This is a genomic window from Halorubrum luteum (assembly GCF_054652935.1).
Genome location: NZ_BAAIGT010000002.1, coordinates 1,562,305 through 1,585,908, shown reverse-complemented (window position 1 = coordinate 1,585,908; position 23,604 = coordinate 1,562,305). Strand labels below are relative to the sequence as shown.

At 66.3% G+C, this 23,604-nt stretch carries 21 protein-coding genes and 1 pseudogene; 8 read left to right on the top strand and 14 right to left on the bottom strand.

Features of this window, described 5'->3' with window-relative positions:
* Positions 1-86: 86 nt before the first annotated feature.
* Positions 87-1,769 (top strand): thiamine pyrophosphate-binding protein, encoded by a 1,683-nt coding sequence (locus ACYQ0R_RS07875; protein ID WP_459822220.1) that lies wholly within the window; start codon positions 87-89, stop codon positions 1,767-1,769.
* Positions 1,770-1,795: 26 nt separating this feature from the next.
* Positions 1,796-2,332, top strand: coding sequence for a DUF7097 family protein (locus ACYQ0R_RS07870; protein ID WP_459822218.1), 537 nt, complete (start codon positions 1,796-1,798; stop codon positions 2,330-2,332).
* A 55-nt stretch (positions 2,333-2,387) separates the two neighbouring features.
* On the opposite strand, the gene ACYQ0R_RS07865 is transcribed toward ACYQ0R_RS07870, so the two are convergent.
* The 6 genes from ACYQ0R_RS07865 to ACYQ0R_RS07840 form a co-directional block, all read right to left on the bottom strand.
* Complete coding sequence (locus ACYQ0R_RS07865; protein ID WP_459822216.1) at positions 2,388-3,722, bottom strand: divalent metal cation transporter; 1,335 nt, start codon at positions 3,720-3,722, stop codon at positions 2,388-2,390.
* A 99-nt stretch (positions 3,723-3,821) separates the two neighbouring features.
* Positions 3,822-4,604: a PHP domain-containing protein gene (locus ACYQ0R_RS07860; RefSeq protein ID WP_459822214.1), complete on the bottom strand. Its 783-nt coding sequence runs from the start codon at positions 4,602-4,604 to the stop codon at positions 3,822-3,824.
* Between the two features lie 73 nt (positions 4,605-4,677).
* A complete protein-coding gene (truD, locus tag ACYQ0R_RS07855) occupies positions 4,678-6,150 on the bottom strand; it encodes a tRNA pseudouridine(13) synthase TruD (RefSeq protein ID WP_459822212.1) in 1,473 nt (490 codons plus the stop codon).
* The gene (pth2, locus tag ACYQ0R_RS07850) at positions 6,151-6,489 is read right to left on the bottom strand and encodes a peptidyl-tRNA hydrolase Pth2 (protein ID WP_459822210.1); all 339 of its coding nucleotides are present in this window, start codon (positions 6,487-6,489) and stop codon (positions 6,151-6,153) included.
* Between the two features lie 90 nt (positions 6,490-6,579).
* Positions 6,580-7,773: an inorganic phosphate transporter gene (locus ACYQ0R_RS07845; RefSeq protein ID WP_459822208.1), complete on the bottom strand. Its 1,194-nt coding sequence runs from the start codon at positions 7,771-7,773 to the stop codon at positions 6,580-6,582.
* Positions 7,774-7,875: 102 nt separating this feature from the next.
* Positions 7,876-10,569, bottom strand: a complete 2,694-nt coding sequence (locus ACYQ0R_RS07840; RefSeq protein ID WP_459822206.1) for a PAS domain S-box protein — start codon at positions 10,567-10,569, stop codon at positions 7,876-7,878.
* A 162-nt stretch (positions 10,570-10,731) separates the two neighbouring features.
* Between ACYQ0R_RS07840 and dcd the strand changes: the two are divergent.
* The 3 genes and pseudogenes from dcd to ACYQ0R_RS07825 all read left to right on the top strand — a co-directional run.
* Positions 10,732-11,070, top strand: a pseudogene (gene dcd / locus ACYQ0R_RS07835) (dCTP deaminase); the annotation flags it as partial.
* A complete protein-coding gene (locus ACYQ0R_RS07830) occupies positions 11,071-12,741 on the top strand; it encodes a dCTP deaminase domain-containing protein (protein WP_459825711.1) in 1,671 nt (556 codons plus the stop codon).
* Entirely contained in the window at positions 12,738-13,637 is a 900-nt protein-coding gene (locus tag ACYQ0R_RS07825) for a thiamine-phosphate synthase family protein (protein WP_459822204.1), read from the top strand. The genes ACYQ0R_RS07830 and ACYQ0R_RS07825 overlap by 4 nt, the downstream gene beginning before the upstream one ends.
* Before the next feature lie 31 nt (positions 13,638-13,668).
* Here the strand turns inward: ACYQ0R_RS07825 and ACYQ0R_RS07820 are convergent, their stop codons facing one another.
* From ACYQ0R_RS07820 to ACYQ0R_RS07805, 4 genes are all read right to left on the bottom strand, one after another.
* Positions 13,669-14,892: a LolA family protein gene (locus tag ACYQ0R_RS07820; RefSeq protein WP_459822202.1), complete on the bottom strand. Its 1,224-nt coding sequence runs from the start codon at positions 14,890-14,892 to the stop codon at positions 13,669-13,671.
* Positions 14,893-15,052: 160 nt separating this feature from the next.
* Positions 15,053-16,945 carry a PINc/VapC family ATPase gene (locus ACYQ0R_RS07815; RefSeq protein WP_459822200.1) on the bottom strand — a complete coding sequence of 631 codons (1,893 nt, stop codon included), beginning with the start codon at positions 16,943-16,945 and terminating at the stop codon, positions 15,053-15,055.
* A 118-nt stretch (positions 16,946-17,063) separates the two neighbouring features.
* On the bottom strand, positions 17,064-18,680 hold the full coding sequence (locus ACYQ0R_RS07810; RefSeq protein WP_459822199.1) for a potassium channel family protein: 1,617 nt from the start codon (positions 18,678-18,680) through the stop codon (positions 17,064-17,066).
* A 75-nt stretch (positions 18,681-18,755) separates the two neighbouring features.
* Positions 18,756-18,938 carry a hypothetical protein gene (locus ACYQ0R_RS07805; RefSeq protein ID WP_459822197.1) on the bottom strand — a complete coding sequence of 61 codons (183 nt, stop codon included), beginning with the start codon at positions 18,936-18,938 and terminating at the stop codon, positions 18,756-18,758.
* A gap of 19 nt (positions 18,939-18,957) precedes the next feature.
* Here ACYQ0R_RS07805 and ACYQ0R_RS07800 point away from each other — a divergent pair, with 19 nt between their 5' ends.
* Positions 18,958-19,146 (top strand): hypothetical protein, encoded by a 189-nt coding sequence (locus tag ACYQ0R_RS07800; protein ID WP_459822195.1) that lies wholly within the window; start codon positions 18,958-18,960, stop codon positions 19,144-19,146.
* A 5-nt stretch (positions 19,147-19,151) separates the two neighbouring features.
* On the top strand, positions 19,152-19,400 hold the full coding sequence (locus ACYQ0R_RS07795) for a DUF7861 family protein (protein WP_459822193.1): 249 nt from the start codon (positions 19,152-19,154) through the stop codon (positions 19,398-19,400).
* Between the two features lie 135 nt (positions 19,401-19,535).
* Here ACYQ0R_RS07795 and ACYQ0R_RS07790 read toward each other — a convergent pair whose 3' ends face one another.
* From ACYQ0R_RS07790 to ACYQ0R_RS07775, 4 genes are all read right to left on the bottom strand, one after another.
* Positions 19,536-20,297, bottom strand: a complete 762-nt coding sequence (locus tag ACYQ0R_RS07790; protein WP_459822191.1) for a ThuA domain-containing protein — start codon at positions 20,295-20,297, stop codon at positions 19,536-19,538.
* Positions 20,298-20,448: 151 nt separating this feature from the next.
* On the bottom strand, positions 20,449-20,838 hold the full coding sequence (locus tag ACYQ0R_RS07785; protein WP_459822189.1) for a halocyanin domain-containing protein: 390 nt from the start codon (positions 20,836-20,838) through the stop codon (positions 20,449-20,451).
* Positions 20,839-21,361: 523 nt separating this feature from the next.
* Positions 21,362-21,955 carry a DUF7411 family protein gene (locus ACYQ0R_RS07780; protein ID WP_459822187.1) on the bottom strand — a complete coding sequence of 198 codons (594 nt, stop codon included), beginning with the start codon at positions 21,953-21,955 and terminating at the stop codon, positions 21,362-21,364.
* Entirely contained in the window at positions 21,956-22,306 is a 351-nt protein-coding gene (locus ACYQ0R_RS07775; RefSeq protein WP_459822185.1) for a DNA-binding protein, read from the bottom strand.
* Positions 22,307-22,472: 166 nt separating this feature from the next.
* Here ACYQ0R_RS07775 and ACYQ0R_RS07770 point away from each other — a divergent pair, with 166 nt between their 5' ends.
* Entirely contained in the window at positions 22,473-23,591 is a 1,119-nt protein-coding gene (locus ACYQ0R_RS07770; protein ID WP_459822183.1) for a 60S ribosomal export protein NMD3, read from the top strand.
* Positions 23,592-23,604 lie beyond the last annotated feature (13 nt).

The window sequence follows — 23,604 nt, the reverse complement described above, 5'->3', positions numbered from 1 at the left end:
TCTCCGTGTCCAGCGTGGTGCCAGCTCGAGCGACACCCGCTTCACGGTCTTTTTAAGTAACCCACGCCCGACGGGGGCGGTGGATGATGAAGGGTCACGACGCGATCGTTAGGCTGCTGGACGCCTCGAACGTCGACACCGTGTTCACGCTCATGTCGGAGGATACGATGAGCATGATGTCGAAACTCGAGACGGAGTGGGCCGACGCGATTCGGATGGTCAAAACGCGACACGAGCAGGGCGCGGTGGCGATGGCGGACGGGTACGCCCGTGCCGGCGACCGCATTGGCGTCTGTCTCGTCGGTCGGGGACCGGCGGTCTCACAGACCGGCAACGCGCTGGTTACCGCACGGAAGAAGGGGTCGGATCTGTTGCTCGTCGTTCCGGAGTCGCCGCTGTCGGAGTCGTACGATGTCAAGGCGTTCGAGCAGGAGACGTACCTGCGATCGACGGTCGGCTCCGTGGTGTCGGTCAGAAGCTCCGAGACGCTGCTCGACGGGTTCACCGAGGCGTTTCGACGCGTGGCGGCGGGTGAGGGACCGCTCGCGCTGCAGGTTCCGTGGGACGTGATCGACGGCGAGATGGATGCCACGGCGGATCTCGACGGATACGAGGAGCTGATCGCCGCGGTGGGGAGCCGCGACGCTGCGGCGGCCGGCGGCGCACGCGTCCATCCCGACGAGACGCTCGTCCGACGCGCGATCGACGCGTACGTCGACAGCGACGCGTTTCAACCCCCGGTCGTGCTGGCCGGATACGGTGCGGTCGAGGCGGGCGCGAGGGAAGCGATCGAGGCGTTCGCCGAACGGACCAACGCGGTGTTGGCCACCTCGCTGCAGGCACGCGACTACTTCGCGGAGCATCCGTTCCACGTCGGGTTCACGGGAAGCTGGGGATCACCTCTTGCGAACCGATACGCGAACGAGGCGCACGTCGTGTTCGCGGTGGGTGCGAGCCTGAACCCCTACACGGTCGACGAGGGTCACGTGTTCGGCGATGAGACGCGAGTGATCCACATCGATCGGGATCCGACGGCGATCGGCCAGCACACGAACGTCGACCTCGGGATCGTCGGCGACGCCCGCGTCACGTTCGAGTCGCTGGTCGCGGAGCTGGAGCGGCGCGGGATCCATCGGGGTGACGACCTGTGGACCGAGGATCGCCGGGCGGAGATCGCGGAGACGACGCCGATGAACGACCGCGAGTTTCCGTCGGTGCCGGACGCCGTCGACCCGCGCGAGCTGGTGACGGCGCTTGACGATCTGCTTCCCGAGGATCGGAAGCTCGTTCTCGACGGTGGTCATTTCACCCGGTGGTGTATGGACGGAATCCACACACCCCCCGAGGATCTCACGTTTACGCTCGATTTCGCGTCGATCGGACTCGGGCTTCCGATGGGCGTCGGCACCGCAGTGGCGAGCGACCGTCCCTGCGTCACGGTGTGTGGCGACGCGGGCTTTCTGATGTCGGTACAGGAGCTGGAGACCGCAGTTCGAAGCGACGTTCCGATGACGATCGTCGTGATGAACGACGAGTCGCTCGGCTCCGAGTATCACAGTCTCGACGCACACGGCGAGGCTCCCGAGGTTGCCCTGATCTCGACGCCGGATATCGCCGCCGTCGCCGAGTCGCTTGGGGCGACGGGGCGGACGGTTCGGAGCTTGGAGGAGCTTGACGCGCTCGAGGAGGAGCTCGCCTCGGTGCCGGACGGCCAGCTCGTCGTCGATTGCCGGGTGAACCACGAGGTGCGACATCGGAGCAAAACGTAGATACGGGTCGCGACGAACCGGACTGCATGGAGCGGACGCCACAGGGCACACCCGTCGGGGTCGACGACCCCTACGACGTCGCCGGCGTGTGCGACCACCTTACCGATGACGGCCGCTGCCGGTACGCGCTCGCACACGCCGGCAACGATCCGGAGTTCGCTGCCGCACGTCGTGCCGACGACTACGCCTGCCACGTCGGCTCCGACGGTCGCTGGCGCGCGTGCCCGAAGTACCGGTCGACGACAGACGGACGCGAGTGCGTTCGATGTGGCCTACCGGAGACGCGGATGGCTCACGACGACTCGCGCCCGCTACTGGAGGAACACCACCTGCAGTACGGGAGCGCTGACGTCGACGAGGACGACGCGGGCCCACACGAGATCACCGTCTCGCTGTGCCGCTGGTGTCACGCGAAAGTACATCGGTCGATCGCGCGGGTCGACGACGACGCGAACCCGGATCCGGAGGCGGTTGCGGAGCGAGAACGACGGCGCTCGCTGGAACGGTCTGAGACCGGGTTCGAAACGGCCAACGACCGGTACGGCGAGGACGCCGACGGCTGAGGCGTCGAGTCGGGAGACCGTTCGTCGCGCCGATGGGTCGCCGGCCGGATCGTGGTCAGGACAGCTCCGGCTCCGATCCCGTCCGCAACTCCTCCCCGAGGAACTTACCGAGGAGAAGCAGCGTCGCGACCGCCAACACCACCCCGAACGTCAGCACGGCACCCGACAGCGGCGCGAGCCCCGCCGCCACCTGCTCGCGGATGAAGTTCACGGCGAGCGTTCCGGAGACGCCGAGCAGCGCCAGCCCGGCGATGTTCAACACCGCCGGCGTCGGCCGGGAGACGGCGGGCGAGTTCAGTACATACAACACGACGACGATCGCGAACGGCGTGCCGACGGTCCCGAGCGCGAGCACCAACACGAGCTGGCCGAGCACCTCGCCGCCGATGAACGCTCCGGGTGCCGAGAGGAGCGCGGCCGCGACGAGCAGGCCGCGATACCGACCGTCCTCCACGGTGGTCCCCCACCCGAGCTTGTCGGCGAGGAGGAGTGGCGGAACGATCGTGTTCGCGCCCAGCGTCGACAGCGCCGCGCCGCCGAGTCCGATCATGAACAGCAGCTCCGCGTTCGCTCCGACGAGCGGCCCGAGCGCCTGTGCCGCCCCGATGGCGGTGAGCTCCGGGTCGCTGAGCACGCTTGCGGCCACGAGGAAGATAGACACGCTGTACACGCCGAACGCGACGACCATCGAGAGGAGCACGTCGAGCGCAGCCAGGTCGCCGTCCGTCTCGTCCCATCCCCGCGCCTTCATCCCGTACGCGTGCATGGTGATCAGCGTGATGTGGACGGCTCCGCCGAGGATCCCCGCGGCCACGAGGGCGCTGCCGCCCGGAAGCGTCGGCGTGAGTCCGCCCACCGCGGCGGTCGCGTCGATCGGAACGACGAGCAGCGAGGCGACGAAGGCGACTACCACGCCGGCGACGAGGAGTTTCGCCACGAACTCGATGAATCGGTACCCGCGTCCGGCGAGTCCGAGCGCGAGGATACCGGCCCAGACGACGCCCCAGATCCGCGCGTCGACGCCCGTCGTGGTCGCGAACACCGAGCCGACGGTGTTCATGATGACGAGCTGGGCGGCTCCGGCGGCGATCACGACGTCGGCCACGAGGATCCACGCCCATCGGTCGCTCAGCTGCTCCTCGACGACCGCAACGATTCCCGATCCGGTGAGGAGCCCGAGGCGCATCGCGAGATACTGCGCGGTGGCACCCCCCACGGCTGACAGCACGACGACCCAGAGCAGCGAGTAGTCGAACAACGCGCCGGCCGTGACGAGACTCGCGATCGTCGCCGGACCGGCCGCGATCGCCCCGGCAACCCAGCCGGGACCCATTCGCTTCGCGTACGCGTACGATGCCCGAACCGGGTTCGCCGTTCCTGAGCTTGCCATACACTGGTTGTACTACCCATGAATAAACCGATAACGATCCGTTTCGTGCACTTTTGGATTCGAACGCTCGATCGGATCGTCCGGTGGAGGCGCGACCGATCAGGGGGAGAGCGCATCGGGACCGACCGGGTCGACCCCGTGCTCCGAAAGCAGCCGTTCGAGTCGCGGGACTCGCTCCTCGAAGTCGCCCGGCGCGTGAGCGTCCGTCCCGACCGTCACCGCGACCCCGTGGTCGAGGAGTCGATCCCGGAGCGTCTCGGTCGGATGAAACGTGTCGAGCGACCCCTTCGCCCCGATTCGCCCGGCGTTGATCTCGGGTATCGTCCGGGAGTTCAAACACGCCTTGACTACTCGCTGGCGGTGTTCCTCGGTCGTCAGTCCGTGGAGGTCCGGGTGGTTCTCGACGAGGTCGACGTGGGCGACCACCGCGAACAGCTCGGAGTCGACGAGTGACACGACGGCGTCGTAGTAGGCGTCGACGAACGCGCGTCGCTCCTCCGGATCGGCGTCCTCGAACGACTCGAACGCGAACACCTGTCGCCCGTCGACGTAGTGGACGCTGCCGATCGCGTAGTCGAACCCGGCGCAGTCGAGGAACGACTCGATCCGTCGTTCCAGTCCGGGCTCGTAATCCATCTCTACGGCGTCGTACGTCCGTACGTCGTAGCGTCGCTCGGCGATGGCGAGCGCCTCGCGGCGGCGCTCGTACGTCCGGTCGAAGTTCCGGTTCCACAGGAGTCGCTCCTCGCGCCACGTCTCGCTCAGGCTGCAGTGGTCGGTGAACCCGACCGCATCGAGCCCCGCGTCGACCGCGGCTCGCAACATCAGCGGAATCTCGCCGCCGTCCGAGTAGGAAGTGTGTGCATGGACGTCCGCGTTCACGACCGACGTACGCGGTCGACCCGCCTAAGCCCGTCGGCGCTCGCGTGTCCCGTCCGACTCACGTCAGGGACGGTCACAGATCGAGCGGCCCACTTTTGAGGAACTCCCGGAGGAGCACGGTCGCGTACGACCCGCTCGGGAGCGCGAACGAGAACGTCGGGTCGCCGCCCGTAACGCGCACGTCGAGGTCGGTTCGGCAGAGGATCGCCCGCCGCGTCCCGGACGAGTCGAACGCCCCCGGCCGATCGAAATCGTTCGGCGCCACGTCGGCCGCCCCAACCACCTCCCGCTCGATCGCACCGGGCTCGCCGTCCGCGAACTCGGTGTCGGTGCCCACGAGCGGCGCGGTAACGAAGGCTCGCCCGCGAGCGCAGTGTCGTTTCATCACGCTCACGCGATCGCCGTCGACACGTTGGAGTCGGTCCGTGTCCGGCGCGTACAGCTCGTCCGGGGCGTCCGTGTCCGCGAAGCAGGCGACATCACCTGCGACCGGTCGGTGAAACGGGAGCCCCCGCCGCAGCCGCTCGCTCACGATGCGGTTGAAAAGCACTGACTGGGCCGCGTTGACGAACAGCCGCTGGAGGTTCGAGGGGACCGCCTCCAGCGCGTGCCGCCAGTCCTCATGGTCGGGTGGGGCGGCCGGATCGACCGCCCGCTCCTCCAGGCGGTGGAGCATCGAGCGCTCGAACCGGAGCTTGCACGGCATCGCGTCGAGACAGGTGCTCCAGTCGCCAGTACCTGCTTCGTCGACACCGCCTCCTTCGTCGACGCCGAACGCCTCGTCGACTCGGTTCCTCCCCGCACGGGTGTCAGCGGGTTCGGCCGCGGCGGGGTTACCGGCGTACAACCGAACCGCCTCCCGCCACTCCCCGCGGACGACCGCGAGACCGACCTTGTGGGTGACCGGTCGCTTGCTCCCGAACCGCTGTTGCCCGAAGTAGTTCGGTACGCCGACCGGCTGCTCGATCTCACGTGTCTCGTCGGATTCTACCGACGGATCGCCGGCGAACTCACGGAGGTCGTCCACGACATCGGCGATCCGCTCGTCGGCGTCGGCGACCGCATCTGCGACGCGGATCTCGAAGGCGTTCCCGGCCAGATCGCCGAACGTCAGTCCGCGTCCCGCCAGTCCGATCGGCTCGATGTCGGCGCCGCGAACGTCCGGGAGTTCGTCCGGATCGACGCCGCGGAGAGTGAACAGCTGCGTCGTCACCGCGCGCTTGTCTTTCGTCCCGGCCCAGGACACTCGTTCGCGGCTGATCCCGAGAGCGTCGGACACCCGCCGGGCGAAGTCGTTCGTGTCCCAGTCGCGAAGCGTGACGCGGACCACGAGCTCCGGATAGCTTCCCGGATCGGCATCCAGCGGCTCCGGATCGAACGCTTCCAGCTCTCGGACCCGAAAATCCGCCGGCGACTCACGGAGTCGTCCGTCGATCCCGTCGGCGGCGCTGACGTAGTGGTCGATTCCGACGGCACGCTCGACCGGGTGGGCCCCACGACGGGCGTGTCCGGCGTTCGCTCCGTCCCGATTCGTGTGATCTGTCATTTAATACAGCGACAGCTCACCGGTGACGCGGTCGACGCTCTCGTCGCGGGCGGGGCCGACCGCCAGCGCGGTGACGGTTCCGGGATCCAGCTCCGTGTGCCCGGCGTCACGAACGATCGCGTACGGGAGCCCCTCGGTTTCGGCGCTGTCGGCCAGCTCGAACAGCTGGCTCTCGGAGTCGCCGCCGAGAACGACCTTCTTTTGTCCGGAGCCTTTCCACTCCGTTCGCGCACGCCGTCCCGCGTCCTGATACGCCGACAGCGACGCGTGTGCGACCTGTGCGGCGAGTTTCCCCTCACCCATGCCGAGGTCGCGACGGGCAACGATCGCTTGTTTCATGCCCGCGCCTACCGCCGCCGCGTGTATAGCTCTGTTCTCTCGCTCGCCGGTGACGCTTTCGGTCGGTCAGCGTTCCGACAGTCCCTCCGGTCACGTCGTTTCCGTAACGCCCGAGATCCCCGCGTACACACCGTATCCGACCGCGAGCCCGAACGCGATCGACCCGACCCACGCGACGGCCGTGACGAGGAACTTCCGCTCGCTGACGGTTTTGCTTCCGACGGCGTAGCCGGTCCCCGCGATCGAGGCGATGAAGATCTGATTGAACGACATCGGCAGTCCGAGCGCGATCCCGACCTGTGCGATGACGAACGACGGAATGAATATCGCGATCGCTCGTCGCGGTCCGAGCATCGAGTAATCCTGTGTGAGCGCCTTGATCATCCGCGTCGCCGCCATCCACGTTCCGAGCAGCATGCCGACGCCGCCGAAAAGCAGCACTGGCGTGATAGGGTCCGACGTCGTCATCGTTTCGGCGAGCGGAAGCAGCGGTCCAACCGCTAGTCCGACCTTACCACCCCCGGCGGTAAACGCCATCAGCGCTCCTAACCCGAGCAGGAGTCTGCGTTGTGCCCGCACGGAGTCGGCGTCAGCGTCCCGGTAGACGATCCAGCCGACGGCAGTCGCGATCACGACGGTGATCACGAGCCGGCCGACGAGCGCCGGCCCGGGCACGACCCCGCCGACGGCGGTGGCGACCGACGCTTGCTCGCCCGGCGGACCGAGGAGGAGGAACTCCATGTTCGCGACGACGGCACCGACCGCGCCCGCGAGCAGCGCCACGGTGACCGACTCACGATACGCGTCAGAGCGGAGCAGTTTCGTGATCGCGTACACCGGCGGTGCGACCGCGACCGGCGTCACTAACCAGTAGGCGACGAGTTCGGCGTACGTCCCCCACGCCGGATCGCCACCCATCGCCAGCCCGACGCCGACGATGCTTCCGGTGATGGCAAACGCCGTGGCGATCGGGTATCCCTCGAACACCCCCGCCGCAATGTACACGGACGCGATAACCAGTGCGACGGCGGCCGCCAGCGGCGACAGCGTTACGCCCTCGATGAGTCCCTCGCCGATCGTCTCGGTGATCGCTGCGCCCTGAAGCACGGCACCCGCGAACGCGAGCACGCCGACGAGGAAGGCAGCTCGCATCGTCGTGATCGCGTTGGCGCCGACCGCGGGCGCGAACGGCGTCGATCCAGACGAGCCGGCGCCGATGGTCCACGCTGCGAAGAAGCTCGCTGCCAGCGCCACGACGATCAGGACGACGGTTCCTGCGTCCATCGGTCAGCTCCGTGGTGGTTTCGGTCTCGTCGTTCTTAATTTCACCTCCGACTATCGTCGCGGCCGGTCAGCGCCGACCCGAGCGACCGGGTCCTCGCGGCGTCACTCGGTTACGAACTCGACGCCGGTGACGTCGAAGCGTGCGCCGCCGTCCGCAGTGTCCCCGACGCGGATCTCCCAGCCGTGAGCTTCCACGATCCCCTTGACGATGCTCAGTCCGAACCCGGTCCCCTCCCGGCTCGACGAGTAGCTGGCCTCGAACACGCGGTCGCGCTCGTCCGCCGGGATGCCAGGGCCGTCGTCCGCAACGTAGAACCCGTCGTCGCTGACGCCGACGGTCACCGATACGCTCTCACCGCCGTGTTCGACCGCGTTCCGGAACAGATTCTCGAACACCTGCTTCAGTCGGCTCTCGTCGGCCAGCACGGTCCCGTCACCGTCGATGTCGAGGTTCGCGCACGCCGTTTCGACGGTTCTCCAGCAGTCGTCCAGCGTCGTCGACAGCTGCACCGGCTCGGGGTCGGTCACCGCCGTTCCCTCCCGCGCAAGCGTGAGCAGGTCGTCTATCAGCGCCTCCATCCGTTCGTGAGCCCGATCGATCGGATCGAAATGGTCGCTGTCACACTCCTCTCTCGCCAACTCCAGTCTCCCCTGCGCGACGTTCAGGGGGTTTCGCAGGTCGTGTGACAACACGCTAGCGAACTCGTCTAACCGCTCGTTTCGCCGCTGAAGCTCCTGCTCGCGAGCGTTACGCTCCGTGACCTCGCGGGAGTTGACCACGTGCCCCTCGATCACCGTGTCCGTTCGGTCCGTACCGATCGACTCGAGCCACACCCACGACCCGTCCGCGTGTTTGAACCTGTACTCGACTCGTTCGGTCATGTCCTCGTCACTGTCGACGATCCGCGCGAACCGCTCCACGACACCGGACCGGTCGTCCGGGTGGACGTACTCGAACACGAGGTCACCGCAGCGCTGGCCGGGCTCGTAGCCGAGTATCCGTTCGACTGCGGGACTCTCGTAAGTGATTCTGCCGTCCTCGTCGAGCACGGTGATGACGTCCGAGGAGTACTCGACGAACGCCTCGTACCGCTCCTTGAGCTCGCGGAGCTCGCGACGCCGAGCGTGCTCGCCGGACACGTCCCGATACACCCACAGGCTCCCGTCCCGGTCCGAGAGCTCGATCGGCCGATGACTACGCTCGAACGTCCGTCCGTCGGCGAGCGCCAGCTCCTCGTCGTCGACGGCGTCGCGGGTTTCGACCAGCTCGTCGATCCGCTCGAGGAACTGGTCGGGGTTCTCGAAGCTGTCGCTGACTTGCTCCACGAGCCGCTTGCAATCAGTTCCGACCAGTTCTTCGGGCGATCCGGAGAACTCGAATAGCTCGAACAGTCGCTGGTTTGCCGCCAGGACCTCGCGTGCGTCGTCCTCCACGAGGACTCCCTGTGGCACCGCGTCGAAGAGCGTCGAGAGCAGTTCGTTCTTCCATTCGAGCTCCTGTACCTGCCGTTCATCCGTAATGTCGACGTACAGCGCGAGCGTTCCGATGGTCTCTCCGGTTCGATCTCGGCGTGGTGAAGCACGAAGTACGGTGAGAACCTCCTCGCCGTCCTGTGTCACGAGGGTCCGCTGCTTCCGAACGAACTCGCCGGCCAGCGCTCGTTCGTACCCATCGTCGAGCAGTTCTTCGCTCGACTCTTCGGCGTAGTAGTCGGCGAGTGGAGTCTCTCGGAGCTCCTCGATCGAGTATCCGAGGCGGTCGGCGAACTCTCGGTTGCAGTCGTCGATGACCGGCTTTCCGTCGACGTTACGCGTGAAAACGAGCATCACCGGCGCCTCCTCGAACAGGGTTCGGTACTGGTCGGCGTGGCGTTGCTGGAGATCGACTCGGTGATACGCGTGAGCGATCGTCTCTCCCAATCCCGAGAGCAGTCGTCGCTCCTCCTCGTCGAAGGCCGCCCGACGATCGGCGTACACGTTCAACACGCCGTACAGTGTACCGTCGTGAACGAGCGGCACGGCGGCGCTGGACTGATACCCTCGTTCGAGGGCCGCCTCTCGCCACGGTTCATACTGGGGATCCTCCGGAATGTTCTGCATCACTGCCAGTTCCCGGTCCCGTACCGCTTGACCAGTCGGTCCGAGACCGGTCGGGCTCTCGTCGGTCGTTATCTCGATCGCCTCGAGATACGCCTGCTCGACCCCCGCTCGCTGCCGGGGTTCGACCGTGCGCGACGCGGTGTCGTGTTCGCCGACCCACGCGAACAGATACGGCTCCGCATCGGTGATGATCTCGCATACCGCCTCGTCGATCTCGGCCCGTGTCGTCGCGCGTGCGAGCGCACCGTTGATCTCACGGACCACCGTGTTGATCCGTCGCTGTCGCTCCGCTCGGCGCGCCGCTTCCACCCCGTCGACGGCGTTCACGATCCGGTTTGCGAGGATGGCGAACTGCTCGCTGCCGTGACCTTTCTGCAGATAATCGGTGACTCCAGCCGCGATGGCGTCGCTTGCGACCTCCTCGGACCCCTTCCCCGTGTAGAGCACGAACGGGAGTTCGGGGTGAGCCTCTCGAACCCGCTCGAGAAGTTCGATTCCGTTCAGGCCGGGCATATCGTAGTCGGAGACGACACAGTCGATCTTGGCGTCGGCCAGTGTCTCCTCCGCCTCCCGGACGCTGTGAGCGGATTGCACGACGACCCGGTCGCTTTCACGCTCCAGATACGTGGCCGTCAGATCGACGAACTCCGGATCGTCGTCGACGTGCAGAACGTGGATTGGCTCGTCGGGGGCCATTGGGTGCTTCGTTACCGAACATCGATGGAGCACACACTTAAACAATACCATGGATCGTGACGAACCGCCGGATTCGCCGTATCCGTACTGCGCCACCGGCCATCCCGTCAGGTACGCGTCGGATTCGGGAGTCTTTAGGTGTGGCCCCTCCCGTTACCTGGCATGATACTGTCGGACGCCGACATCCTCGCCCGTCTCGCCGAGGGCGATCTCGCGATCGAGCCGCTGGACGACGTCGATCAGCAGGTCCAGCCCGCGAGCGTCGACTTGCGGCTCGGCGAGCGGTTCCTCGAGTTCCAGCGCACGAACATCCCCTGTATTCATCCGACCCAAGCCGACGAGGTCGGCGAGTACGTCACGGAGACGACGGTTCCCGAAGAGAATGAGTTCATCCTCCATCCGGGTGATTTCGTGCTTGGCACGACCAAAGAGCGCGTCGAGATTCCCGACGACCTCGTCGCACACGTCGAGGGACGATCGTCGCTCGGGCGGCTCGCGATCGTGGTGCACGCCTCGCTGCCGTACGACGAGCAGGTGTTTCTCTGGACGCCCGAGGAGGGGCTCGGATTCTACGAGATCGGGGAGATAGTCGAGAACGAGCGACCCGCACGTGCGGTCGCGTTCGATCCGAAAACCCTTCGTGTGCGCACGCATGCCGTCACCGACCACATCACGAACCCCACGAAACGGATCTACCGAGTGACACTGGAGTCCGGCCGAGAGGTGCTCGTGACGAAGGACCACAACCTGTTCACGATCGACTCTGCCGGCGGTGTCACGCGGATCCCTAGCGACGACGCCGAAGGGACACACGTAATGGTTCCCGGAGCGCTCCCGTCGTCCCCCACGGAAGAATCGGCGATCGACCTCGTCTCGCTGTTCGAGGGAGACGACGACGTGGTCGCGTACGCCGCCGACGGCTCCGGAGCCGTCCAGTGTGTGTCGAGCCCCGGCGCTCCCGCGGACGCCAACGTCGCGTTCGAACGAGGCGATCATCGACTCCCTCGTGAACTGGAGCTGACGCCGGAGTTCGGATGGGTTCTCGGGCTGTATATTGCCGAGGGGTCCGCACGACGGAAACGAGTCGAGTTCGAGAACACGAACGGGGAGCTCCTCGACCGCGTCCAGCACTGGTTCGAGCAGTACGGTGCAAGCGTTCACAGGCACGAGGAGTCCGGCATCGAACGTCTCACCGTCCGCTCCGCGCTCTGGTCGAAACTGTTCCGTGAACTTTCCGGCTCCGGAGCAGCAAAGAACGTCCCCGAACGGGCCTGGAACTGGTCGACGTCCGTGTTGGAAGCGATCCACGAGGGGTTACTGGACGGTGACGGCTGCCGTCGGGAAACGCGGAACACGCTGTACACTGCGAACGAGGATCTCGTCGACAGAGCGATGTATCTCGCTTCCCGGCTCGGTCTGGAGAACTCGGAGCGTCACCGAGACCGCGAGACGCAGATCCCCATGCGCGACAGTCACAACACGAGCGCCGAACGCGCGGTCGACACCGCGGTGAATGCACACGAACGGTGGCAGTACGTGCCGGTCCCGAGCCGACTGCTCCGAGAGATGCGCCACGAGGCCGGGTTAACCATGCAGGAAGCCGCTATCGAGATGGGATACGCCTCGCCGTCCAGCGTCTCGAACGTCGAGAACGAGGCGTACGACACGATCAAACGAGAGACGCTTCGAAGGTTCCGCGACGCATACGCCGACGCCGACGCGAACACGGATCGCCTCGACGAAATCCTCGATGGTGATGTGCGGTTCGAGGAGGTCGTTCGGGTCGAGAAAACCGATCGGATCGAACCGACGTACGATCTCGAAGTCCAGCCGAACGGGGCCCCGGTCGAGAACTTCCTCGGAGGGCGTGGTGGCGTGTTCCTCTCGAACACTGCGGGTCTGTGCGACCCCGGGTATCAGGGTCAGATCACGCTCGAACTCTCAAATCTCGGCACCGCACCGGTGGCGCTCTCGCCCGGCATGCGCGTCTCCCAGCTCACGTTCACGGAGCTTACCACCCCGGCAGATCGGCCGTACGGCGCGGAGCGTGGGTCGAAGTATCAGGACCAGGATGGACCGCAGGCGTCCCGCATCGGCGACGATCCCGAGTTCACCAGCGACGACGACGCGTCCGCTGGCGACGACCCCGATTCCGGGGGTGATACCGCATGAGGTTCATCGAGGAGGTCGTCGTCGACGAGTTTCTCCCGACGGTGCGGTCGATGCTCGCCGAGGATCTCCGTGAGCGCGGGTTCACCCAGCGCGAAGTCGCCGAGGCGCTCGGCATCTCACAGTCGGCGGTCTCGAAGTACGCCCACGGCGACGTCGCCAGACACGAGCGGGTCGTGGCGGACGAGCGCGTTCGGGAGGTCGTCGAGCGCGTCGGCGAGGGGTTGGCGTCCGGCGATATGAGTCCCGTCGCTGCGCTCGTCGAGATCGAGGTGTTGATCCGGCGGCTGGAGGAGGGGGATCTCCTCGCGGAGCTTCACGAGCAGGCGATGCCGGCGCTCGCCGACGCCGACGTCGAGTTCACGGTTCACGACCCCGATAGCGGGCTCCGGGAGCGTGAAACCGTCCTCGCGTCGGTTCGCCGCGGACTCCGGACGCTCACGAACGCCTCCGGATTCGCCGGGCTGATCCCGAACGTCGGGGCGAACGTTGTCGAGTGTCTGTCGGACGCCGAGAGCATAGACGACGTCGCCGCGGTGCCCGGGCGCCTCGTCGACGTGAAAGGTCGCGCGATGGTGCCGGGTGAGCCGGAGTTCGGCGTGAGCGAACACGTCGCCACGCTCCTGCTCGCGGCACGGGATGCTGGCTCCGACGCGCGGGCGGCGATCAATCTCCGCTACGACCCGGAGCTGGTCGCGACGCTCGCCGAGACCATCCCGACCGTCGAGTTCGACGCGGAGCGACCGACCCGAGAAGCGGTCACGGACGAGCTCGGCGACACCGACCCCGGCGAGACGCTCGTCCTTTATCAGACCGGTGCGGTCGGCGTCGAGCCGATCGTGTACGTGCTCGCGCCGGACGCATCGAGCGCGGCAGGGATCGTCCGCGACGTGCTCTGAGATCGGCCGCGGCTTCACACGAGCCGGCCCCTCACGAGGAGCACCCCATCGACTCGGCGAGATCGATGGCTAGCTGTCGCTCGCTGCGGTCCGTCTCCGCGGCCAGGTCGACGCTCACTTCGTGAGTGACGCCGTCACACCTCCAGGCGTACGTCGTCCCGAGGAACGTCTCGGCGAGGACGCCCTCGAAGGGGCCGACCCGCTCTTCGATCACCGCAGAGCGGTCCTCGTCGTGACGCGGCGGTCGTTCGGTCACACGAATCCAGACGTCCTCCGAGGTGTCGCCATCGCGATAGTAGAACTCGGCCGTGAGGTCGCCACGGAACTCGTTCGCGTTGACCCCGCCGAACCTGAATCGATCCGGCACGTCCGGCTCCGGCACGTCGAACGGAAGCGCTTCGTCGGCGTCCGTGACGCTCTCGACGTCGATCGAATCCATCGGCTCGTACACGTCAGTCCCGGTGGGCGGGTCGAACGCGAACCGCTCGTCCGGTATCGGCTCATCGAACCGCACGTCGGTGTACGTCGTCGTCATCGTCCGCGACTCGTTCGGCCCGGAACCGCGGAGTTCGACTCGTTCGCGGATCGGCGTTCCGGTTTCGACGTCGATCCACCACGTCGTCGTTCCGGCAGTCGTGTCCGTTTCGTCGGCGTCGGCCGACTCTCCGACGGCAAGCTCGAACTCCTCGTCGCCGACGAGCAGCGTGATCGCGCCCGTGCGCTCCGGATCGACCGGTCGTAGCTCCACGACGTGCGTCTCGCGCCCGTCGACGGACGCCGAGCGGACGTACTCCGCGTCGATCTCGTCGGCGCGAGCGAGCCCGTACGACCGCGGGACCGACCAGTTCGCCTCGTCGTCGTACAGCAGCTGCTCGTCGGCGGCGAAGTAGTGCTGTCGAACGGTTCCGTTTATCACGATCACGTCCCCGCCGTCGCTGGTCGGCCCCGTGTCGACGATCACTTCCTCGCGTTCCCCGTCCGGCGGATTCCGCCACACCTCCGAGACCGTCCGGATCGTCGGCTCCGTCGGCGTCGTTCCCTCCGAACTCTCGTTCAGCTCGAACTCGCGAGTCGCTTGCATCGTCTCGTATGTGGCTCCGTCGGCTTCGAACACTTCGCTGACGAGCGCCTCCCCGTCCGGCTCCGAGTCGGCGTGAGAGCCGGGGAGCTGGTCGACGACCGCGACGCCACCGACCGCCACGAAGACGATGGCGACGACGGCGACGGCGACGGAACGAGCCGAGTCGAGCTCCATCGACGTGAGTTACGGTCGTCATCATTTATAACTCTCGGCGGACGGTGTGACCGTCCCGCGCCTCCGGAACGATGAGTCGGAGCTGGGTAGCGAGGGAACCACCGGGCGAGATCGAACGGGAGACAAACGCCGCGAACGAGGGACAAACGCCGCGAGCGAGCTATCGGGCCGGCACGACGGTGATCGTCTGCTTGCGGTCGATGGCGTCCTCCAGCTCCTCGGCGATTGCCGAGCCGCGGGAGACCTGTACTTCGCCGCCACGCCCGACCGTCGCGGTGAAGAGGTACTCCCCGTTCGCACGAACCTCGACGGTCTCGCCGACGCCGCCGTCGACGCCGATCACGACGTGTCTGGAGGTGATCTCGGGCTGGACCACCTGACCGCGCTCCTCGCCGACCTGTCCGCCGCCGGCACCGCTCGATCCGCCGCCGGCACCGCCCGCGCTGCCGGAGCCGTCCCGTCCGCCGGGCCGCTCGTCGTGTGTTCGGACGTCGATGTCGATCCCCAGACGATTCTCGATGTCGCTGATGCGGCCGCCACCCTTCCCGATCACCGAGGCGATGTCGTGCTCTTCGACGTACACGACGGCGTCGTTCTGTCCCTGCAGGTCGACGTCGACGTGGCCCTGCGCAACGGAGCGGATCTCGCGTTCGATCTCCTGTTTGGCGATGCGCCCGACGCCCGTCTCCGTCTTCTCGTCGTTCTCGTTCAACGGCACGGTCACGACCTGCCGGTTGAACGTGTATATCTCGTACTCCGGGCTCCCGGTCGCGAAGTTCGTCACCTGGATGACGGGACGTGCGAGATCCTCGGCAGTGAGGCCTGCCGGAACCTTCACCTCCGTCTCGACGTCGTAGACGGTGTGGACCTCGCCCGCCTCGATGTACACGACCGTGTCGACGATCTGCGGGATCATCCCGAGCTCGACGCGACCGACGAGTCGCTGCAGCGCGTCGATCGCCCGCGAGGCGTGGACGACGCCGACCATTCCGACGCCGGCCATCCGCATGTCCGAGAACACCTCGAAGTCGTTCGTCTTCCGGACCTCGTCGTAGATCGTGTAGTCTGGTCGGACCAAAAGCAGCGAGTCGGCCGTGCGCTCCATCTTCCCGCCGAGCGCGCCGTACTGGGTGATCTCCGGGCCGACCTGCAGGTCACGCGGCTTCTCCATCGTCTTTACCGCGTAGTCGCTGTCGTTGAGGAACTCCGCGACCGACTGGGCGAACGTCGACTTCCCGGCGCCCGGCGATCCGGAGATGAGCACGCCGCGTTTCCGCTCGAGGAACCGCTCGCGGAGCTCGTCGGCGAACTCGTAGTCGTCGAGCGTCGTCTTCGCTATCGGTCGCACCGCCGTGATCTCGATCCCGTCCGCGAACGGGGGGCGCGCGACCGCGATCCGGTAGTTGCGGTACTGGACGATATCCATCCCCTCGTCGGTGAGCTCGACGAACCCCTCGTTCGACTGCCTGGCGAGGTTGACGATGGCGGTCGCCCACTCGTGCATCCGCTCCTCGCTCGTTGGCTCGTCGTCGATCGTCTCGTAGCGCATCTCGCCGAGCGTCCCGCGTTTCGCCTTCGGCTTCGTCCCCGACTTGAGATGGACCGACATCGTCTCCTCGGTGAAAAGCTCCGCGATCGGTAGCTCCTCGACGACGCCGCGGGTGACCGGCTCGACGTACTCGACGGAGAGCCCCTTCGCGCGTCCGACCTCCGCCTGCACGACGTCGCTGGTCAACAGCGTGGCGTCGTAGTCGGCGGCGACGTCGCGGATCACCGCGTCGATCTCGCCCTCGTCGGCGCGAGCCTTCGACCCCGCCTCGGGGCGCGTGCCGACGTACTCCAGCTCGATCCGTTTCTCGTCGGCGTACTCCGCGAGCCGCTGGAGCTCTGAGAGGCCATCCCACCCCGAATCAAGCCCGTCGTTGGCCTGCGACTCCAGTTCGCCGACCACGGCCTCGGGAACGAACACCGTCGCCCCCTCGTACTCGCCGTCCTCGACGCGTTCGGACACGCGGCCGTCGATGACCGCACTGGTGTCCGGTACTACGTTCATACCGGGAATCGGGGCGGGAGCGGTATAAGCGTGTTCGACCGGGGCGGACTCCGATAGAGAGTCGAACTCCACGTTCCGAGCCCGGGAGCCGACAGCCGGGAATATCGACACCGATCCGTCAGTCGATCGCCGCTTGGAGTGCGTCGATCGCCTCGTCGCTGCCCGCGATCAACACGCTATCTCCCGGTTCTAGCTCCGACTCGGTCGAGATGTCGGTACGGAACGTCCCGTCGCGTTCGACCGCAATCAGGAGACACTCCGTCTCTCTGAGCGGCACCCCCTGCAGGCTTTGTTCCGGCAGTTGCTCGGCGTCGATGCTTACGATTTCGACCTGCAGGTCGTACGAGCGCACCGCCTCCCGAAGCACGTTCAGCGCGACCAGTCGACCAGCGATGTCGGGCACCGAGAGCACGTAGTCGGCCCCGGCCCGCCGGGCCTTCGATTTGGTATGCAGCTCGTTCATTCGCGCCGCAATCTGGAGTCCATCTCCCAGCTCTCTGGCGTGGAGAACGGTAAGGACGGCGGCGTCGTCGTCCGCTAGCGCGACGACGACCGCTTCCGCATTTTCGACGTCCGCCTCTCGTAGCGTCGCCTCGTCGGTCGCGTCGCCAACCACGTCCGCCGCTTCTTGTCGAACGTCGACGACGATACAGTCGAGTCCCGCGTCCGTGAGCCGGTCGTGGACTGCCGAACCGACTTCTCCGAACCCGGCGATCACGACGGTGCCATCCGTCCGTGAGCCGGGACGCGTCCGCGATTCGACCTGTCGCAGCTCCGCTTCGTCTCCCGCAACGATCAGCGTCACGTGTCGGTCGAGTCGCGTCTCGGGGGATGGGTCCGCAACGAACTCTCCGTCGACCCACAGTCCGACGACCGACGCCTCCTCGGTCTCGAGTAGGTCGCTTTCAGCAAGTGTGGTGCCGTGGATCGGACTCCCCTCGTCGATCGTCGCCTCGACCACCGCGAACTCCTCGCCGAGCGGCACCACGTCGCTAACACGCGGGTCGAGTTCGGACCGAACCCGGTCCGCCAGTCGTCGTCCGAGGAGTTGACGCGGCAACACGACACGATCCGCGCCGGCGTGCATGAGCGATCGCTCCAGCGACGGGTCCTGACACTGCACGACGACCAACGCGTCCGGCGCATGTTCGCGGATCGCGAGGACGCTGCTCGGTGCGTGGGCGTCCTCGACGTCGACGAGAACCGCCGTTGCAGCCCCTACGTTCGCTCGTGCGAGCGCCTCCGCCGACGTCGGATCACCGTGGACGACGGCCGTCCCGTTGCGCTCGAGGGCCAAGATCGCACGCTCATCGTCTGCCACGACGACGTACTCGGCACCGCGTGCCTCGAACTCGTCGACGAGTCGCTCGACCCGCGACGTGATCTCACAAGCGATGACGATGTGCTCCGAGAGCGTCGTCGACTCCGGCGGTGTCGGCGAGAGTCGCTCCTCCAGGATCGGCTGGAACACGTACGGGAGCACGATGAATAGGATGAGAAACGTCGATAGATCCAACGCGATGATGAACAGATTTGCAACCGGCGACATCCACGGGGAGTCGGAGCCGTATCCGGTGCCGGTAAACGTCTCGACGACGACCTGCGTCGAGTGAAAGAAGCTGCTTGCGCGCCCCTCGAAGACGATCATCAGATAGTGATACGCCACGGAGGCGATGACCACGAGAACGACGACTCCGCCGATCGTTTTCGTCGCCCGACGCTGCCATGGCTCCATGCCGGCTCTATTCGACCCGGCGTAATAATTCTCCGTCGTCACAGACCGGATCGGTACGCCCCGGGATCGACCGGCTCAGTCGGCGAGGCCGGCATCGGTCTCGGGGTCGTCGCCGTCACGGCGGGCGATCACGGCCCCGATAACGAAGAGCAGTAGTCCGAGGATCAACAGTCCGGCGGTGAGCGTTTGTCCCGACACGACGATGCCGGCGCCGACCGCTCCGGTCGCGGCGATGTGCAGAATGGCGGTTTGGTTCACACACACGAGTACGGCTCCGATGACCAAAACGCCCCGGGTGACGACCGGCCGGCGGTCATCCAGGCGGTGGACGACGCCGGCGCGACCGTTGTCGACGAGTTCGGATGCGGCCCGCGGTCCCGATGCGGCTCGACGCCTCTGGACGTACAGCACCGACGTCCTCGGCATCGACGAATCCCTTCGCGACGTCGCCGGGGAGGGAGGGTGACGGGCGTGCCACACGACCGCATCCATGCGCGACGGCCGAGCCACCACGTCGACCGGTGGTCAGTCGGTCGGATCGAGTCCATCGGCGAGCAGGACGGTGACTGCGTCGTCACGGTCCGGCCACCCGACGGCGATCCAGTCGAACTCGTCGTCACGTTTGCCGTTCGTGACCTGTTTCTCGGTCGATTGGATCCGGACGACGGGTCGCCGATCGGGGAGCGTGTCCGGTATCGGAAGCGGGGCGCGGTGTCGTGAGGAGCCGGCGTCGACGTGGAGTCGGCAGCGAGAGCGCGGCCACCGTCTTGACCGATATCCGCCGCTCTCGGATCGGTAGGTCGCCCGGTGACGATCACGTACAGCCACGGCGTCGCCACGGCGGTCCCTGCGGGGTTAATGAACCGTTCGGTCGTCGCTCGTGTCGATGTCCTCGATCGGGTCGGCGTTGCCGAACTCGGGAGCCGGCCCCGATCCGGGGGCCGGCCCCGATCCGGGGGCCGCCCAGTCGACGGCGTTGCGGAGCACCCGTCGAACGTCGTCGTCGTAGTACACGGGGTACGTCTCGTGGCCCGGGCGGAAGTAGAACACCTTCCCGCTGCCGCGACGGTAACAGCAGCCGGACCGGAACACCTCGCCGCCCTCGAACCAGGAGTTGAACACGAGCGTGTCGGGTCGTGGAACGTCGAACCGCTCGCCGTACATCTCCGTCTCCTCGAGTTCGACGTACTCGCCGACGCCCTCGGCGATCTGGTGGCTCGGCTCGACGACCCACAGTCGCTCGGTCTCGGCCGCCTCGCGCCATTTGAGCGAGCAGCTCGTCCCCATCAGTCGTTTGAATATCTTCGAGTAGTGACCGGAGTGTAACACCAGCAGTCCCATGCCATCGAGCACGTGTTCGTGAACGCGGTCGACGACGTCGTCACGGACCTCGTCGTGGGCGGCGTGGCCCCACCACGTGAGCACGTCCGTCTCCGCAAGCACCGCCTCGGTGAGCCCGTGGTCCGGTCCCTCGTCCAGCGTCGCGGTCCGGACCTCGTGGCCGGCCGCCTCGAGCGCCGCCGCGATGACGGCGTGGATGCCGTCTGGATACACCTCCGCGACCACGTCGCTTTCCCGCTCATGGCGAAACTCGTTCCATACTGTTACTCGAACCATAGTGAATACTTCTCACGCAGGGTTTTGTACTCTGCTATCACCGTTCGTGCGATCGGCGTTCGACCGAGGTGATCCGGTTTCGGTAGAATCGATCGACAGCCCGCTGCGGATCGGGAACGTTCCCCTCGTCGATGGCGAACCGGTTCGTCGACTACTCCACGACTTCGACGGTGCCGACCATCCCGCTCGTCTGGTGTGGCGTGCAGACGTACTCGTACGTTCCCGGTTCGTCGAACGTGTGCTCGAAGGTGTGTCCGGCCTCGGTGACGAGCTCGGACTCGAACTCACCGTCCTCGGCGACCACGTCGTGAGCGCCGCCCTGTCCGGTCCACTCCCAGACGACCGTGGTGCCAACGTCGACGGTGATGTCGGCAGGGGCGAACTCCAGACCGTTGCCCGCGCCGACGTCGACGGAAACCGTGTCCTGACCGGTGAAGTCGGTTTGTTCCTCACCATCGTCGTCGTCGGAACAACCAGCCAGCGCGGCGACGGCAAGCATCCCAGTTGTCGCTGCGAACTCTCGACGCGTCGGGTCGAACATACGTTTGGTAGGAGATTCAGTATATAAAAGAGCGCGGTCGATCCCGGCCGCTGGGAACCGACGAAACCCCCTGCAGACGGCGTTCTGATGGGAGTGTAGGCTCGGTCCGTAAGCGTGAACCCACCCCGGGGGCAAGTGGTTCGAGAGACTTCGTCTCTCGTCATCACGGAAATCGGAGATGGCTACGAGTACGTCTGATACACCTACACACAACTCACACACCTTCGCAGCCCAACCAGCAGCGGTTGGCATGTCATCACAGGACTCTCTCACGGTGGCTGCAACGGAGAGTCAGGCCGATGGCCCGGCCCGCTGCTCACAGTGCTGGACGCCTGTGAGTGCCACTCCCGCTAGGGAGAGCAACACCGAGCGGATACCCAACTCGCCACATCCTCGTTCGAGGGCCGAAGGTGCGTCAGCGAACCCGCACGTTCACAGCCGGGGTTATCCAAGCGGGATTACCCACGGAGGAATCTTCGCCCGTTAGCGCGGAGAGGAGGTCAAGGTGGTGTCTCCAGCGCAGTCAATCGTGCCGTCCGTGCACGTACGTCTGGTTGTGGTTCGGGAACACGTCGTTAACCGCCGTCTCGCCGTGGGTGTCGGCGATCAGCGTTCGGATCTCGCCCTCGTAGTCGGCTTTCGGGATCTCCTCGCTTGGCCCCTGTTCGACCTCGAACGTCGCGTCTACGAGACGGTCGACCGCGTGTCTGCCGAACCCGGACAGCGGTGCGATGTAGTCGACCTCGTGACGGTCCTCCAAGCTCTGTGCCTGCGCCCGTGACACCGTCGGGACGCGGTCGTCACGCCGGGTCCCGTCCGCGACGGCGTCGACGTCGAGGTCTGCGATCGTCTCCAGTGCGTGTTCGTGCACTCGCTGAATCCCATTTCGGGGGTACCCGTCCGTGAGCATTCGCTCGGCGGCCTCCTCGGCGACCGACCGATCGAGCTCGACACGCTCGAACGGGAACCCGAGCGCGGTCGCCGCCCGCTGGGCGTGCTCCCAGTCGTCGGTGAGTCCGAAACTGCCGGTGACACACCGGACGTCGTAAAACCGATCGAGCAGGAGCGCCGCGAGCGAGGAGTCCTTCCCGCCGCTGTACAGCAACGCGAGCTCCATCTACCGCCGCCGGATGTCGAAGCTCTTCTGGTCCGGCTGCAGCTCCTTGAGCAGATCGCGCATCTGTTCCTCGTCGATTCGTCCTTGAATCCGACCGCTCTGTGCGAGCGAGGCGACCTGCTGTTTCACCTGCTTTGCGAACTCCGGTTTCGACATCTCGACCGCGTTGAGTCGCTGGCGCGCGCCGTCGGTGAGATGTTGTTTGAGCACCGCCTCCTGCTGGGCCTGCGCTCGCTCTTGTGCTTCCTTCTGTGCCTCCGCGTCACCGCCTTCCTGAGCGCGGTCCTGTAGCTCCTGCATCTTCTTTTCGCGTAGTTCCTCGAGCCGTTCGTCGTCGGGATTCCCGCTCATGGGCAACCATTCTCGGTCCGGGTGAAAAACGATTTCGGAGGCCGGCCCTGCCAGGCGTCTGTGGGCGGAACGGACTGCGAGCGGGAACGTCATGCCGTTTACGAAGACCGACAGCCCGGCGTCGCCGGTCGGGCTTTTTAAACGGTTCAACGACGTACGGCGGTTCATGAGCGAGTCGCGCGAGTTCTGTCCCCGCTGTGGCGGCGCCGTTCCGGAGCGACGCGACCCGCTACCCGGGGATCCGTCGGGACGGGACGCGCTGTTGTGTGACGACTGCTACTTCGACGGGTTCGAGTTGGTCGATGCGCCCGAGCGGATCGAGGTCACGGTGTGTTCCGGTTGTGGAGCCGTCCGCCGGGGCGACTCCTGGCGGGACGTTGGTGCACGCGATTACACGGACGTCGCCGTCGATGAGGTTGCCGAGGCGCTCGCGGTCCACGTCGACGCCGAGGACGTGGAGTGGGGCGTCGAGCCCGAACAGGTCGACGAGAACACGATTCGGATGCATTGCCGGTTCTCCGGCGTCGTGCGGGGAACGCTCCGCTCCGCCGAAGTCACGGTTCCGGTGAAAGTGTCCCGTGGGACTTGCGATCGGTGCGGCCGGATTGCGGGTGGCTACTACGCTGGCGTCGTGCAGGTCCGCGCGGAGGAGCGCGATCTCACGAGCGAGGAGCGCGAGACGGCACTCGAGATCGCCGAGACGTACGTCGCCGATCAGGAACGAGATGGGGATCGTGAGGCGTTCATCACGGAGATCGTTCCGACCGATGACGGTCCGAACATTAAGCTCTCCTCGAACCGGCTCGCACAGAACGTCGCAGCTCGGATCACCGAGCAGCTCGGTGGGAGCTTCGAGTCGTATCCGACGCTCGTCACCGAGGACGGCGACGGCAACGAGGTGTATCGCGTCACCTTCGCCGTCCGGCTCCCCCGCTATGCGCCCGGCGAGATCGTCGACCCCGAGGACGGGGACGGCCCCGTGCTCGTCACCGGAGTCTCCGGTCGGATACGGGGCATCAGACTCACAACGGGCAAGGAGTACGCCTCGTCGTTCGACGAAGCCAACGCTCCAGAAGCGGCGCGGCTCGGCACTCACGCGGACGCGACGGAGACCACGGTCGTCACCGTCGAGGACGAAAACGCGGTCCAGCTCCTCGATCCGGAGACGTACGAGGCGACGACGGTCCCCAAGCCGACGTTTTTCGACGACGACGCGGACGTAGTGCTGGCGTTTAAAAATGGTGACGCGGTCCACGTGGTCCCCGACGAGTCGCCGACGGAGTGAGTACGGTACGCGA